The sequence below is a fragment of the Actinomadura sp. ATCC 39365 genome (genome assembly GCF_054392275.1).
In genome coordinates, this window is record NZ_CP184335.1 from 4928786 (window position 1) to 4943058 (window position 14273).

Here is a 14273-nt window from a genome sequence, read left to right on the forward strand (position 1 = left end):
GATGGAATTTGAGCAGGTAGAACGCGCGCTCGACGCCCTTCCCGGCCTCCGCCCCGGCGGGCCGGGTCTGGCGGTCGGGGTCTACGCCGACGGCAAGGTGCTGCACACCGCGGCGAGGGGCATGGCCACCGTCGAGTTCGGCGTCCCGATCGACTCCCGTACCCGCTTCGACATCGCCTCCATCAGCAAGCAGTTCACCGCCGCGTGCCTGCTGCTGCTGGCCCGCGACGGCAGGCTGAGCCTGTCGGACGACGTCCGCGAGCACGTCCCCGAGCTGCGGCTCGGCGTGCCCGTCACGCTCGACCAGTGCCTGCGGCACACCGGCGGCCTGCCGGAGTGGTACGGCCTGCAGGCCGTCACCGGCGTCCCGTTCACCCTGATGGACGAGGAACGGCTGATGAAGATCGTGGCGGGCATGCGCCGGACCACGTTCGAGCCCGGCACCCGCTTCTCCTACTCCAACACCGGCTACGTCCTGGCCGCCGCCGTGGTCCGGCGGCTCACCGGCCGGTCGCTGGCCGACTTCGCCCACGAGCGGCTCTTCGCCCCCCTCGGCATGGACGACACCGCCTTCCGCGACGACGCCTCCGTCCCGCTGCCGCGGATGGCCTACGGCTACGACGGCGCCGGCGCGCGGGCCGACACGCAGGAGAGCGCGGTCGGCGACGGCGGCCTGGTGACCAGCGTCGCCGACCTCGCCCCCTGGTTCGGCTTCCTGGCCGACGGCCGGGTGCTGGGCGCCGACGTGCGCGCCGCGCTGCTGGAGCGGACCACGCTCGCCGACGGCGCCGTCCTGCGGTACGCCCGCGGCATCTGCCACCTGACCGTCGGCGAGTCGGCCGGGTACGGCCACGCCGGCGGCATGCACGGCTACGTCGGCAACCTGGTCCACCTGCCGGAGTCCGGCCTCGGCGTGGCCGTGCTGACCAACCACAGCGGCCTGGACCCGGTCGGCCTCAGCCTCGGCCTGGCCCGCGCCCTCACCGGCCAGGACCCGGCCCCCGTCCCGCCCCCGCCCGCCCGGCGGAGGCAGAGGCGGCGCGGCCCGCCCTGCTCGGGCACTGGCACGACCCGGAGACCGACGCCACGCTCACGCTCGAACCCGCCGGCGACGGCGGGATCTCCTCGACCGGTGCCATCGACCTCGAACTCGCCCTCGACGACGACGGCCGCTGGTACGCGCAGGTGCCGGGCGGCCGGGTCTGGCTCGTGCCGGAGGACGGGCGGCTGCTGTTCGGCCACGACGGGTCGATCCGATGGCCGCACGTGTACGAGCCGTGCGACCCGCCGGGGGAGGAGCCCGCCCCGCGGGGCGCCTGGCTCAACGACGAGACGGGCGTGCTCGCCGTGATCGACGAGGGGACGCTGCGCGTCGGCCTGACCTTCCAGGCCCCCGTCGCCCCCGCACCCGGCGGGACATGGCGGGCCGGCCCGTTCACCCTGCGCCTCGACGGGGACGGCGACCTGCTGCTCAGCGGCTTCGGACTGCTCGGCCTGCGCTTCGCCGCCCAGCCCGAGGGCACCGCGCCCGTCGGCGTCCCCCCAGGTCTGGTCTAGGGCCGTGTTGGCCTGCAGCACGAGCCGGGGCGCGCAGAGTTTGGCTGCCGGGTCAGTGAACGAGGGAGGCCGGGCTTCTAGCGTCCGACTATTCCCCCCGCTCACTCCCCGAGGTGGTTCCATGACATCCGCAACCGCGCTCGCCAGGCTCGCGACGGGCGCCCTGCTCGTGCTGGTGGCCGGCTGCGCCGGAGCCGCGAGCTCCGGCGCGGCCCCCGACACGCTCCGCTGGGCGACGGGGACGGCCCCCAACAGCCTCGACATCGCCCACGGCTTCAACGACGCCTCCACGACCGTGCAGTTCGCCGTCCTCGACACGATGGTGACCCTCGGCCCGGACGGCAGGGTCATCCCGAGCATCGCCGCCTCCTGGACCCATCCCGACCCGCGCACGTACGTCTTCACCCTGCGCGAGGGCCCGAGGTTCAGCGACGGCACGCCCGTCACCGCCGAGGACGCCGCCTACTCCCTGACCCGCCACCTCGACCCCGCCGTGACGTCCCAGGCCGCCAGCTACGTCACGCAGGTCAAGAAGGTCGAGGTCACCGGCCCGCGCACGGTGAAGGTCACCCTGAGCAAGCCCAGCGCGACCTTCCTGGCCACCGCCGCGCTGGCCTGGCAGATCGTCCCGAAGAAGCTGGCCGCCGCGCACCCGAAGGACCTCGGCTCGCCCGAGGTCGGCACCCTCGGCTCCGGCCCGTTCAAGGTCACGAAGTTCTCGCTCACCTCCGGGGTGACGCTGGAGCGCAACGAGCTGTACTGGGGCCCCAAGCCGGCGCTGCGCAGGATCGAGCTCAAGGCGATCGGCGACCCCGAGACGCTGCGCCTGGCCGTCTCCTCCGGCGAGGTGGACGGCACCAACGAGATCCAGGTCAGCGAGACGCGCAAGTGGAGCGCCCTGCCCGGCGTCACCACCACCTTCTACCCGGCCAACAACATCGCCTACCTGTCACTCGGCGTCCGCCAGGGTCCGCTCAAGGACGTGCACGTACGCCGCGCCATCGCCCACGCCCTCGACCGGAACGCGCTGGCCACGCTCATGACCAGCGGCCACGGCGGCATCGCCGACCTGATGCTGCCCAAGCCGCAGATCGCCGCGCTGTACGGCGGCACGCCGCCCAAGCTGCCCGCCTACCCCCACGACGTGAACGCCGCCAAGGCCGAGCTGGCCAAGTCGGCCCACCCCGAGGGCTTCACCCTGGCCGCGCCGTACGACAGCGGGAGCGACGACGTCAAGGCGCTCCAGGCCATCGCCGCCGACCTGGCGGTGATCGGCGTCAAGCTCGACCTCCAGCCGCTGCCCACCGAGCAGTACCGGCAGCGCATGTTCAGCCACCAGGACACCCCGCTGCAGCTCGTCGACCTGCTCTACGGCACCCCCGACCCGGGCGAGGTGCTGCCCGACCTGGTCAGCCGCGCCTCGGCCGGGCCCCAGGGCTTCAACTTCAGCGGCTACGGCTCGGCCGAGATGGACGCCCGGCTCGACGACCTCGGCAAGTACGAGGGCGCGGACCGTGCCGCCGCCGTCACGGAGGTGCTGGCCGAGATCGCCGACCAGGTGCCGTACGTGCCGCTCTACACCAAGGAGGCCGCCATCGCGCTGCGCAAGCGGTTCACCGGCCAGTTCGGCACCTGGACCATGAACGTCTTCAGCACCATCCGCCCGGCGGCCGGTGCCTGATGGCCTTCGTCGCCCGCCGCCTGGCCGCCGCGTTGCTCCTGCTCGGCGTGCTGTCCGTGCTCACCTACGCGCTGCTGGCGCTCGCTCCGGGGGACCCGGAGCAGGTCCTGCTGGGGCCGCGGCCCTCCACCGCGGAGTCGCGCGCCGCCGTCCGCGCGCAGTACCACCTCGACGACCCGCTGCCGGTCCGCTACGCCACCTGGCTCGGTGACGCCGTGCGCGGCGACTTCGGCGCCTCCCTCTACAGCCGCGAACCCGTCACGAGCGTCATCGCCGACCGGCTGCCCGTCACCGCCGGCCTGGCCGGCTACGCGATCCTCCTCACCCTCGCCGTCGGCCTGCCCGCCGGGCTGGCCGCCGCCATGCGCAGGGGCGGCCCGCTCGACCGGGGCATCACGCTCTCCGCGCTGGTCGGCCTCGCGATCCCGCCGTTCGCGATGAGCATCCTGCTGCTGTACGGCTTCGCCGTCACCCTCGGCTGGTTCCCCGTCTTCGGCGCGGGCGAGACGTTCGCCGAGCGGGTCGCGCACCTGACGCTGCCCGCGATCGCGCTGGCCACCGGGCAGGCGGCGGTCGTCATCAGGCAGATGCGGGCGGCCGCGCTCGACCTGGCCGGGCAGGACTTCATGACCTTCGCCAGGGCGCGCGGGGTCGGCCGGGCCCGCTACTGGATCGGGTACGCGCTGCGCAACACCGCGCTGCCCGTCCTCACGGTCGGCGGCCTGCTGCTGGCCGCCAACCTCACCGGCGCGCTGTTCGTCGAACGGGCCTTCGGGCTGCACGGCGTCGGCGAGCTGCTCGTCAGCGCCGTCGGGCAGAAGGACCTGCCCGTCGTCCAGGCGCTCGTCCTGATGGGAGGCGCCGTGGTGGTCGCCGTCAACCTGCTGATCGACCTGGCCTACCTCGCGGTGGACCCGCGGGTGCGCCACGGGGCGGTGGCCGCGTGAGCGTCGTGACGGGGACCGTGCGTCTCGGCGGACGGGCGCGGCGGCTGCGCCGGTCCAGGCCGGGGCCGCTGACGCTGCTGTCGGGCGGGATCCTCGCGCTGATGGCGTTCGCCGCCCTGTTCGGAACGTGGATCGCGCCCTACGACCCGGCCGCGCAGGACCTCGCGCTCGGCGCGACGATGCCCAGCTGGGCCCATTGGGCGGGCACCGACGAGCTGGGCCGGGACGTGTTGTCGCGCTGCCTGGCCGGCGCCCGCTCGGCGCTGCTGTGGCCGCTCGTCGTCGCGCTCGGCACGTGCGCGATGAGCACCTCGCTCGGGCTGCTGGCCGGCTACCGCCGCGGCTGGATCGACGCCGTCATGATGCGGGTGGTCGACCTGCTCATCGCGATGCCGGGGCTGCTCATGCTGATCGTCCTGGTGGGCGTGCTGGGCGGCGGCATCGGCTGGGCGGTGCTGGCGATGGCGGTGCTGTTCACGCCCGGCGACATCCGGGTGGTGCGCAGCCTCACCATGGCCCAGCGCGAGCTGGCCTACGCCGAGGCGGCCCGCACGCTCGGGCTCAGCCGTACCCGGATCATGTTCAGGCACCTGCTGCCCAACATCGCGCCCACGGTCGTGGCCGGCGCGCTGCTCAGCTTCGTCGCCGCGCTGGTCGCGCTGTCCGGTCTGTCCTTCCTGGGCATCGGCCTGCCGGCCGGCACGCCCGACTGGGGGCTGATGATCGAGGAGAACCGCGGCCTGCTCGACCTCAACCCGTGGGCCGCGGTGGTGCCCGCCGCGCTGGTCACCATCGCCGCCACCGCCGCCACCCTGCTGGGCGACCAGCTCTTCGAGAGGCTCTCCGATGCTTGAGACACGCGGCCTGCGGGTCGTCGGCGACCGGGTGCTCGTGGACGGCGTGGACCTGACGGTCGCCGCGGGCGAGACCGTCGGGCTGGTCGGCGAGTCCGGCAGCGGCAAGTCCCTGACCGCCCGCGCCCTCGTCGGCCTGCTCCCGCGCGGTCTGCGCGCCGAGGGGTCGGTCGAGGTCGGCGGTGCGCAGCTCGTCGGCGCGTCCGAGCGGCTGCTGCGCGGTGTGCGCGGACGGCGGATCTCGCTGCTCATGCAGGACCCCTTCGCCATGCTCAACCCGCTGTGCACGGCCGGCGCGCACATCGCCGAGACCCTGCGCGGGCGCACGTCCCGGCAGGAGATCGCCCGCAGGCTCGCCGAGGTCGGCATCGACGACCCCGCCGTTGCCGGGCGCTACCCCTTCCAGCTCTCGGGCGGCATGCGGCAGCGCGTCGCCCTGGCCGCCGCGCTGGCCGGCGACCCCGAGCTGCTCATCGCCGACGAGCCCACCACCGCGCTGGACGCCACCACCCAGCACGAGATCCTGGCGCTGCTGCGCCGCGTGCAGGAGGCGCGGGGCATGGGCGTGCTGCTCATCACCCACGACCTGCGCGTGGCGTTCGCCGTCTGCGACCGGGTCGCCGTGATGTACGCCGGGCGCGTCGTCGAGCAGGGGCCCGGCCCTGAGCTGGCCGCGACGCCAGCGCACCCGTACACCGCGGGGCTGCTGGGCGCGCTGCCCTCGGCGGACCGCACGCTGGAGCGCCTGGTGGGCATCCCGGGCGCCGTGCCGCGGGCGGACGCGGTGGCCGGCGTCTGCGCCTTCGCCACCCGCTGCGACCGGGTCGCCGACGCCTGCACCGCGGCCCGGCCGCCGTTGCGCCCGATCGGCGGTGACCGGCTGACCGCCTGCGTGCACGACACCGCCGGGGCCGCCCGTCCGGCGCTGCGCGAGGCCGCGCTCCCCGCCGCCCCGGCCGCCGGTGAACCGCTGCTGCACATCGAGGACCTGCGCAAACGGTACGGCGCCCACACCGCCCTCGGCGGCGTCAGCCTGCACGTGAACCCGGGCGAGACCGTCGGCCTGGTGGGGGAGTCCGGCTCGGGGAAGACCACGCTGGCCCGCTCGGTGCTCGGCCTGCTCACCCCCGACGGCGGCCGGATCCGGCTCGCCGGCCTCGACGTCACCGACCGCGCCGCCCTGGACCCGCGCGAGCGGGCCCGTGTGCACCGGCTCGTCCAGTGCGTCTTCCAGGACCCCTCCACCTCGCTCAACCCCGCCATGACCGTCGGCGCGACGCTGGCCGAGGCGATCGCCAGGGCCGCGCCCGCCGACCGGATGGGCGTGGGCGAGCTGCTGGAGCTGGTGGGCCTGCCCGCCGCGTACGCCGCCCGCCGCCCCAAGGCGCTGTCCGGCGGCGAACGCCAGCGCGTCGCCATCGCCCGGGCCCTGGCCGTCCGGCCCGCGCTGCTCATCTGCGACGAACCGGTAGCCTCCCTGGACGTGTCGGTCCAGGCGCACGTGCTCGAACTGCTGCGCGGCATCGGCCGGGAGCTGGGCACCGGGATGTTGTTCATCACCCACGACCTGGCGGTCGTCCGCCAGGTCGCCGCCAGGACCGTGGTGCTGCTGAAGGGCGCGGTCGTGGAGGAGGGGACGACCTCCGCCGTCCTGGACGCCCCCGCCCACGACTACACCAGGCGCCTGGTGGCGGCCGTCCCCTGACATGACCGACGCATCTCGTACCCGGGAAAGGTAATACCTGCATGCACGACCTCATCCTGCGCGGCGGCACCCTGCACGACGGGTTCGGCTCGCCCGGCCGTACCGCGGACGTGGCGATCGGCGGCGGACGCGTCACCGCGACCGGCCGCGACCTCGGCCCGGCCGCCCGCGTGGTGGACGTGGACGGCATGGTCGTCGCGCCCGGATTCGTCGACCCGCACAGCCATTCCGACACCGTGCCGTTCATGGCCGGGGCGCAGCCGTTCAAGCTGTGGCAGGGCGTCACCACCGAGATCATCGGGAACTGCGGCTTCTCCTGCGGGCCGGCCGACCCGGAGTCGGCCCATTTCACCCCCGGGATCTTCGGCGAGCACGCCTTCACCACCTTCGGCGGCTACCTCGACGCCGTGGAGCGGGAGGGCACGACCAACAACCTGGCCGCGCTCGTCGGCCACAACACGCTGCGGACGGCCGTCTGCGGCATGGACGCCGCGCCGCCGCCCGGCGCGCTGGAACGGATGACCGAGCTGGCCGAGGAGGCGTTCGCCGCGGGCGCGTGCGGGCTGTCCAGCGGCCTGGAGTACGTGCCGGGCGCCTATGCCGGCACCGGCGAGCTGATCGCGCTGGCCCGCGCGGCCCGGCGCTGGAACCTCGTCTACGCCACCCACCTGCGCAGCGAGAGCGAGGGGCTGGCCGGCGCGCTGGACGAGGCCGTCGAGGTGGCGGCGGCGGCCGGGGTGCGGCTGCAGGTCTCCCACTGCAAGGCGTCGGGCCGGGCCGTGCACGGCTCGTCGGCCATGCTGCTGGACAAGCTGACCGCCGCCCGGGCCAACGGGGTGGACGTGCGGGCCGACGTCTACCCGTACCGGGCGTTCTGCACCGGGCTGGTCGCGCTGCTGCCGCCCGCGGCCTGCGAAGGCGGCGAGCCGGAGCTGCTCAGGAGGCTGGCCGACCCCGAGGAACGGCGGGCGCTGCGCGCGCTGGCCGAGGACCCGGAGCGCACGACCGGCGTCGGCCTGTGGCGGGAGACGCACCCCGAGGACGTGCGGCTGCTGCGGCACGCCTCCGCCGGCGTCACCGGCCGCTCGCTGGCCGGCCTGCTGGACGGCCGCGAGCCCTGGGACGCGCTGTGCGACCTGCTCATGGCCGACCCGCACGCCGACGGCGTCTTCCACACCATGCACGACGACGACGTCACCCGGATCATGCGGCACCCCCTCGTGTCGATCGGCTCGGACGGCGGGCCGCCCGACGGGCCGAGCCATCCGCGCACGTACGGCACCTTCCCCACCTTCCTCGGCGAGTACGTGCGCGAGCGCGGGCTCGTGCCGATGGCCGAGGCGATCAGGAAGGTCGGCTCGGCCACCGCGGCCCAGTTCGGCCTGGCCGACCGGGGCTGGCTGGGCAGGGGAGCGGTGGCCGACGTGTGCGTGTTCGACCCCGCGGCCATCCGCCACGACGGCACCTACGACGAGCCCGGCACCCGTCCGGCCGGTGTCACCCACGTGCTGCTGGGCGGCCGCATGGTGATCGACGACGGCGAGTTCACCGGCGGCCGGCACGGACGCCTCCTGCGCGGGGGCCGGGCGTGAGCGGCCAGGGCCGGGTGACGCTCGGCGTGCTGCTCGACAGCCTCGGCGCGGAGACGGTGAGCGCGCTGTGCCTGCCGGCCGGCCGCCAGGCCATGGTGGGCGCGCCGGTCATCCACGGCTCCGACGAGCCGATGGCCGCCTACACCGGAGCGCTGCTGCTGGCCACCGGTAAGCCGGAGCCGTCCCTGCTGGAGAGCGCGGCCGGGGCGGGCGTCAGCGCGGTCGTCGTGCGGGCCGGGATCGGCGACGCCGCCGCGCTGACCGAGGCGGCCCGCGGCGCGGGCGTGGCGCTGCTGGCCGCGGCGCCCGGCCTGGCCTGGGGCCAGCTCTACGCCCTGGTGGACGCGCTGCTCGCGCTCGTCGCCCCGGCCGCGGACCTGGGCGGCGGCCAGGCGGGCGACCTGTTCGCGCTGGCCAACCAGGTCGCCGCCCGCGTCGGGGGCGCGGTGGCCATCGAGGACCTGGCCATGCGCGTCCTGGCCTACTCCACGATCGGCCAGCCGATCGACGACCTGCGCAGGGAGGGCATCCTCGGCCGGCGCGTGCCCGAGCACCCGACGAACGCCGAGGAGTACGCCGCCGTCCTGCGCTGCGAGGAGGCCGTGTGGAGCCACGAGCCGCGTGAGTACCTGCCCCGGCTGGCCATCGCGGTCCGGGCCAGGGGCGAGGCGCTCGGCACGATCTGGGCCATCCAGGCGGACGAGCCGCTCGCGCCCGACGCCGCCGCCGTGCTCGCCGAGGCCGCCAGGACCGCCGCCCCGCATCTGGCCCGTCTCAGCCTGGCCGCCGACGAGGCCCGCCGGGCCAGGGACGAGTGGGTGGGCCGGCTGCTGCGCGGCGTCGGCCCGGCCGGCGAGCTGGCCGCCTCCTTCGGCCTGCGCCCGGACGAGCCGATCAGGGTCGTGGCCACCGGGGACCCGGCCGGGCGGACCGACGTCTTCGCCGCCACGCACGCCGCCGACCTGCTGCGCACCGCCTACGCCGTCTACCGGATCAGGGCCGCCGTCGGCGCCGTGGACGGCCGGACGTACGCGATCGTGGCGGCCGGCGCCGGGACCGCGCTGCTGCGGCGCGTCACCGCCGAGACCCTCGGCCGGATCACCGACCGGCTCGGCGGGCACTGGCGGGCGGGTGTCGGACGGGTCGCCGCTTCGCTCGGGCAGATCCCCGCCGCCGCCCGGCAGGCCGACGAGGCGCTGCTCGCGATGGGCGGCCCGTTCGCGGGCGGCGAGGTGGGCCTGCACGAGGAGCTGGCCGCCGCGCTGTTCCTGATGGACGCGGCGGTCTCGATGCGGTCCGGTCCGGCGCCGGCCGGCGAGCCGCTGTCCCTGGTGGCCGAGCACGACGCCGGGCACGGCACCGACTACGTCCGCAGCCTGCGGGCCTGGCTGGCCGCCCACTACGACGTGCCCAGGGCGGCGGAGGCGTTGTCGCTGCACCCCAACACGCTCAGGTACCGGCTGCGCCGCATCGGCGAGCTGATCGCGCTCGACGACCCCGACGTCCGGCTCGTGCTGGGCCTTCAGCTGCGGCTGGCCGAGATCGGGACGTCCGGCACGAGCAGCGGCCGGAGCCCGGCGTCCGGCACAAACGGCGGCGGCTGAAGTTGGGCTTGCGCGCCAACGATCCGGCGGCGGTCCGGCGGAATGCTGGTGCCATGCTCGAAATCCGCATCCTCCACGGGACCTCCGAGTTCCAGGCCGCCGACCAGCTGCTACGCCGCGTCTGGAACACCAGGGCGGGCGACGACCCGCCGGTCGCCGTCGACCTCATGTGCGCCCTTGAGCACACCGGCGGCTACGTCGGCGGCGCCTTCCTCGACGGCTCGCTCGTCGCCGCCGCCTCCGGGTTCCTCGCCGAGGGGGGCAGCCTGCACTCCCACGTCGTGGGCGTGGCCGCCGAGGCGCGGGGCCGGGGGATCGGCCAGGCGATCAAGGCGCACCAGCGCGCGTGGGCCGCCGAACGCGGCCTGAACTCCATCTCCTGGACCTTCGACCCGCTCGTACGCCGCAACGCCTTCTTCAACCTCGCCAGGCTCGGCGCGCGCGCCGAGCGGTACGTGCCCGACTTCTACGGGCCGATGAACGACGGCATCAACGGCGGTGACGTCACCGACCGCCTGTTCGCCCACTGGCCCGTGCACCCGGCCCCGGCCCCGGAGTCGTTCGTCGCTGACGGGACCGAGAAGGCCGAGGTGATCCTCGACGAGACCGGGGCGCCGCGCGAGCCGGGCGGCGCGTCCGTGCTGCGCTGCGCCACGCCCGCCGACGCCGAACGGCTGCGGCGCGAGCAGCCCGGGGAGGCCGCGCGGTGGCGGACCGCCCAGCGGGCCGCCCTGGGCGGCGCGCTCGCCCGCGGCTACCGGATCGCCGCCTTCACCAGGGACGGCTGGTACGTGCTGGAGCGCGCGGCATGAGGATCACCGAAGCCGAGCTGCGCACCGTCGCGCTGCCCCTGATCACCCCGTTCCGCACCTCGCTCGGCACGCAGACCGTGCGCAGGGCGCTGCTGGTGCGCGTGCGCGGCGCCGAGGGGGAGGAGGGCTGGAGCGAGTGCGTGGCCGACGACGAGCCCACCTACAGCCCCGAGTACCTGGAGGGCGCGGCCGACCTCATCAGCCGCTTCCTGCTGCCCGCCCTGTTCGCGGTGCCAAATCTCGACCCGGCCGGCGTCGCGCCCGCGCTGGCGCACCTGCGCGGCCATCCGATGGCCAAGGCCGCCGTCGAGACGGCCGTCCTGGACGCCGTGCTCAAGGCGCGCGGCCTGTCGCTCGCCGCCCACCTGGGAGGGGTACGGTCCAGCGTGCGCGTCGGCGTGTCCGTCGGCATCGCCGCCACCCTCGACGACCTGCTCGACACCGTGGACCGGCACATCGGCGCCGGGTACGCCCGGATCAAGCTCAAGATCGAGCCCGGCTGGGACCTGGAGCCGGTGCGGCTGGTGCGCGAGACGTTCGGCCCCGGCCTGATGCTCACCGCCGACGCCAACACCGCCTACACCCCCGCCGACGCCCGCCACCTGGCCCGCCTGGACGCCTACGGCCTGACCCTGCTGGAGCAGCCCTACGCCCCGGACGACCTGGACGGCCACGCCCGGCTCGCCGCCCGCATGGACACCCCCATCTGCCTGGACGAGTCGATCACCTCGGCCCGCTCCGCCACCGCCGCGATCAGGGCCCGCGCCTGCTCGATCATCAACATCAAGCCCGGCCGGGTCGGCGGCTACCTGGAGGCCCGCCGGATCCACGACCTGGCCCCGGCCGCGGACGTGCCGGTGTGGTGCGGCGGGATGCTGGAGACCGGGCTCGGCCGGACGGCTAACCTGGCGCTGGCCAGCCTGCCCGGCTTCACGCTGCCGGGCGACATCTCGGCGACCGCCCGCTACTACGAGCGCGACATCACCGCGCCGATCGAGCTGACCGGCGACTCCATCACGGTGCCCGACGGCCCCGGCGTCGGCGTCACACCGGACCCGGACGCGCTGGCGGCCTTCACCACCGACCCGCCCGTACGCGTCACCCCCGCCCGGTGAGATGACCGGACAGGACCCGGCCGGACGCGTCCCGCCTCGCCTGATGAGGTGACCGGACAGGACCCGGCCGGACGGGTCGCCCCTCGCCCGGCGAGTCGGCCGGGCGCGGGCTGAGCGGATGCCCTCACTCCTGCTCGGTGAGGTGGTCGAGCAGGACCTGGCTGATGTCGGCGAGTTGCCGCAGTTGTTCCTCGGTGAGCAGGTCGACCAGGTGCTCGCGGACGCTGGCCACGTGCTTCGGGGCGGCCGCCCGGAGCGCGGCGAGCCCGTCGTCGGTGAGCACGGCCAGCCACCCGCGCCGGTCGCCGGCGTAGTGCTCCCGGCGCACCCACCCCTTCTGCTCCAGCTTGTTGACCGCGTGCGAGATGCGGCTCGGCTTGGAGTTGGTCCACTGCGCCAGCTCGCTCATGCGCATCGTGCGCCCGGGAGCCTCCGACAGCAGGACGAGCAGCTCGTAGTAGGTGGGCGGCATGTCGGCGGCCGCCATCAGGTCGCGCTCCAGGCGGTCGGTCAACAGGCGGGTGGCCAGCCCGAACCTGCGCCACGCCTGCTGTTCGTCGTCGTTGAGCCAGCGGGTCATGGCCCGATCGTACTGGAAGGTTGCGTGCTGAAATAAATCTATGTACTGTCGTGCCGAATATTCCAGTGCTGAACTAATTGGAGCGCGACATGTACCCCAGCGAGCTGAGCGGCGACTACACCTTCGACCCGGCCCACAGCCGGTTCGGGTTCGTCGCGCGCCACGCCATGGTGACCAAGGTGCGCGGCAGCATCCCCCTCCAGGAGGCCACCGCCCGCCTGGACGCGGCGAACCCCGCGGCCTCCGCCGTCCGCGTGGTGCTCGACGTGGCCGGCATCCAGACCGGCAACCAGATGCGCGACGGCCACCTGCGCACCGGCGACTTCCTCGACGCCGCCGCCCACCCGCACATCACCTTCGAGTCCACGTCCGTCAAGCACGCGGGCGGCGACGCCTTCGAGGTCACCGGCGACCTGACGATCCGCGGGGTGACCCGGCAGATCACCGTCCCGCTCGACTACACCGGCACCGCCGTCGACGCCCAGGGCGTGACCAGGGTCGGCTTCGAGGGCGGCACGGCGATCAACCGCAAGGACTTCGGCATGACGTACAACGCCGCGCTGGAGACCGGCGGCGTGATGATCTCCGACCGGATCACCCTGGAATTCGACATCTCCGCCGTCAGATCCGCCTGACCACGCCCCCGAGGTTCATCGGCGCCCCAGCCAGGCGTCCAGGCGGGACAGCAGTTCCGCGGTGGGGGATCCTGCCGCCCGTCGATCCGGCGTACACGGCCCGGCAGGGTGCGCGCCAGACCCACACCTCGGCGATGGCGCCGGTGGTGTCGCCCACCCACACCACGTCGAGGGCGGCCGGGCGGGTGAACCTGCCGAGCCCGCAGTCGGTGGCGTTGGTGACGCTCTCCGTTCCGCCACGGTCGGTCACCGTGTTCACGGCCGTCGCGACGTTGATCAGCGAACGCACGGATTCAAGATCATCGGGGACGCGGGTCCGGGCCCGCAGCCGCAGCACGTCCCCGTCGGGCCGATACCGGCAGGCTGGTCGGGTCAGGTACATGTCGGCGGCCGACAGCTCGGCCGCGCAGCCGGGAAGCGACACGGGCGTCGGCCGCGCCTCCAGTTGCGCCCGGTAGAGGCGGAGGAAGGCGTCGCCCGGGTTGCCGAACCGCGTCCGGCCCGCGTACCGGGCGGTGCCGCAGTTGCGATCGACCAGCACGACGGCGGGCCGGCGCACGTCCCCGTAGTGCACGACGAAGGACAGGCTGGTGCCGTAGCCGACGGGGGCGCAGACCTCGCCGAGGTGGAGGTCGTCGCCCAGAACGCGCCCCTTGGCCGACTCGCGCCGGCGCAGCTCGGACTCCAGCACGTCGCGCGTGGGCAACCCGTTGAGCTCGGAGACCATCGCGCCGACCCCGGCGGTGAGTCTCCTGACCGGCACTCCAGTCTGCCCTTGCCAATGCGGCAGGGGCAGCTCGCACATCGTCACCGACACCGCGCCGTCGGCGGGCACCAGCTCCCCGGGCCGGTCACCGCCCTCCCATCTGCCGGCGGGCGAGATCGGGCAACCGCCGGCTCCGGGCCGCGGGCCCAGGGCGTCCAGCGGAGAGGCGGCGGCAGCCGCCAGCACCAGCGCGACCACGCTCACGGCGACCCGGCCGACGCGCAGCAACATGACAGCAATGTACGCGCCGGAACCCCCCTGCTGGAAAACGGTGGCGTGCTGGACGCACATGTCACGGAACTCGGCCCGGGAGAGTTAGACATCTCGGTCGCTAGAGCCGACCGGGCGGTGGTCACCGACGTGACATCGCAACATGTCACGTCGATGACGCCGCCCTGGGATCTGACACCGCTCGAGTGGCGAAA

Annotated in this window: 13 protein-coding genes; 11 read left to right on the top strand and 2 right to left on the bottom strand. The window is 74.6% G+C overall.

Features of this window, described 5'->3' with window-relative positions; translation table 11 throughout:
• Position 1: 1 nt before the first annotated feature.
• The 10 genes from ACNF49_RS24250 (at position 2) to menC (ending at position 11867) form a co-directional block, all read left to right on the top strand.
• Positions 2–1351 (top strand): serine hydrolase domain-containing protein, encoded by a 1350-nt coding sequence (locus ACNF49_RS24250; protein WP_482945066.1) that lies wholly within the window; start codon positions 2–4, stop codon positions 1349–1351.
• Complete coding sequence (locus tag ACNF49_RS24255) at positions 1339–1557, top strand: hypothetical protein (RefSeq protein ID WP_482945067.1); 219 nt, start codon at positions 1339–1341, stop codon at positions 1555–1557. Before ACNF49_RS24250 ends, ACNF49_RS24255 begins: the two co-directional genes overlap by 13 nt.
• Positions 1558–1678: 121 nt before the next feature.
• Positions 1679–3238: an ABC transporter substrate-binding protein gene (locus ACNF49_RS24260; protein WP_357981676.1), complete on the top strand. Its 1560-nt coding sequence runs from the start codon at positions 1679–1681 to the stop codon at positions 3236–3238.
• Entirely contained in the window at positions 3238–4185 is a 948-nt protein-coding gene (locus tag ACNF49_RS24265; protein ID WP_357981674.1) for an ABC transporter permease, read from the top strand. Before ACNF49_RS24260 ends, ACNF49_RS24265 begins: the two co-directional genes overlap by 1 nt.
• Complete coding sequence (locus ACNF49_RS24270) at positions 4182–5039, top strand: ABC transporter permease (protein WP_357981671.1); 858 nt, start codon at positions 4182–4184, stop codon at positions 5037–5039. The genes ACNF49_RS24265 and ACNF49_RS24270 overlap by 4 nt, the downstream gene beginning before the upstream one ends.
• Positions 5032–6744, top strand: a complete 1713-nt coding sequence (locus tag ACNF49_RS24275; protein WP_482945068.1) for an oligopeptide/dipeptide ABC transporter ATP-binding protein — start codon at positions 5032–5034, stop codon at positions 6742–6744. Before ACNF49_RS24270 ends, ACNF49_RS24275 begins: the two co-directional genes overlap by 8 nt.
• Positions 6745–6785: 41 nt before the next feature.
• Positions 6786–8336 carry an N-acyl-D-amino-acid deacylase family protein gene (locus ACNF49_RS24280; protein WP_482945069.1) on the top strand — a complete coding sequence of 517 codons (1551 nt, stop codon included), beginning with the start codon at positions 6786–6788 and terminating at the stop codon, positions 8334–8336.
• Positions 8333–9940: a PucR family transcriptional regulator gene (locus ACNF49_RS24285; RefSeq protein ID WP_482945070.1), complete on the top strand. Its 1608-nt coding sequence runs from the start codon at positions 8333–8335 to the stop codon at positions 9938–9940. The genes ACNF49_RS24280 and ACNF49_RS24285 overlap by 4 nt, the downstream gene beginning before the upstream one ends.
• Before the next feature lie 53 nt (positions 9941–9993).
• The gene (locus ACNF49_RS24290; protein ID WP_357981659.1) at positions 9994–10752 is read left to right on the top strand and encodes a GNAT family N-acetyltransferase; all 759 of its coding nucleotides are present in this window, start codon (positions 9994–9996) and stop codon (positions 10750–10752) included.
• A complete protein-coding gene (gene menC, locus ACNF49_RS24295; protein ID WP_482945071.1) occupies positions 10749–11867 on the top strand; it encodes an o-succinylbenzoate synthase in 1119 nt (372 codons plus the stop codon). Before ACNF49_RS24290 ends, menC begins: the two co-directional genes overlap by 4 nt.
• Before the next feature lie 124 nt (positions 11868–11991).
• On the opposite strand, the gene ACNF49_RS24300 is transcribed toward menC, so the two are convergent.
• Positions 11992–12447 (bottom strand): MarR family winged helix-turn-helix transcriptional regulator, encoded by a 456-nt coding sequence (locus ACNF49_RS24300; protein ID WP_357981653.1) that lies wholly within the window; start codon positions 12445–12447, stop codon positions 11992–11994.
• Between the two features lie 89 nt (positions 12448–12536).
• On the opposite strand from ACNF49_RS24300, the gene ACNF49_RS24305 reads away from it, so the two are divergent.
• Positions 12537–13082 carry a YceI family protein gene (locus ACNF49_RS24305; protein ID WP_357981650.1) on the top strand — a complete coding sequence of 182 codons (546 nt, stop codon included), beginning with the start codon at positions 12537–12539 and terminating at the stop codon, positions 13080–13082.
• Here ACNF49_RS24305 and ACNF49_RS24310 read toward each other — a convergent pair.
• Positions 13069–14079 (bottom strand): hypothetical protein, encoded by a 1011-nt coding sequence (locus ACNF49_RS24310; protein ID WP_482945072.1) that lies wholly within the window; start codon positions 14077–14079, stop codon positions 13069–13071. The genes ACNF49_RS24305 and ACNF49_RS24310 overlap by 14 nt on opposite strands.
• Positions 14080–14273: the final 194 nt, after the last annotated feature.

Bases quoted from the DNA above. Each gene is read 5' to 3' on its own strand.
- menC (WP_482945071.1), top strand. From the start codon at position 10,749: ATGAGGATCACCGAAGCCGAGCTGCGCACCGTCGCGCTGCCCCTGATC.
- ACNF49_RS24305 (WP_357981650.1), top strand. From the start codon at position 12,537: ATGTACCCCAGCGAGCTGAGCGGCGACTACACCTTCGACCCGGCCCAC.
- ACNF49_RS24250 (WP_482945066.1), top strand. From the start codon at position 2: ATGGAATTTGAGCAGGTAGAACGCGCGCTCGACGCCCTTCCCGGCCTC.
- ACNF49_RS24290 (WP_357981659.1), top strand. From the start codon at position 9,994: ATGCTCGAAATCCGCATCCTCCACGGGACCTCCGAGTTCCAGGCCGCC.
- ACNF49_RS24310 (WP_482945072.1), bottom strand. From the start codon at position 14,079: ATGTTGCTGCGCGTCGGCCGGGTCGCCGTGAGCGTGGTCGCGCTGGTG.
- ACNF49_RS24280 (WP_482945069.1), top strand. From the start codon at position 6,786: ATGCACGACCTCATCCTGCGCGGCGGCACCCTGCACGACGGGTTCGGC.
- ACNF49_RS24260 (WP_357981676.1), top strand. From the start codon at position 1,679: ATGACATCCGCAACCGCGCTCGCCAGGCTCGCGACGGGCGCCCTGCTC.
- ACNF49_RS24275 (WP_482945068.1), top strand. From the start codon at position 5,032: ATGCTTGAGACACGCGGCCTGCGGGTCGTCGGCGACCGGGTGCTCGTG.
- ACNF49_RS24265 (WP_357981674.1), top strand. From the start codon at position 3,238: ATGGCCTTCGTCGCCCGCCGCCTGGCCGCCGCGTTGCTCCTGCTCGGC.
- ACNF49_RS24300 (WP_357981653.1), bottom strand. From the start codon at position 12,447: ATGACCCGCTGGCTCAACGACGACGAACAGCAGGCGTGGCGCAGGTTC.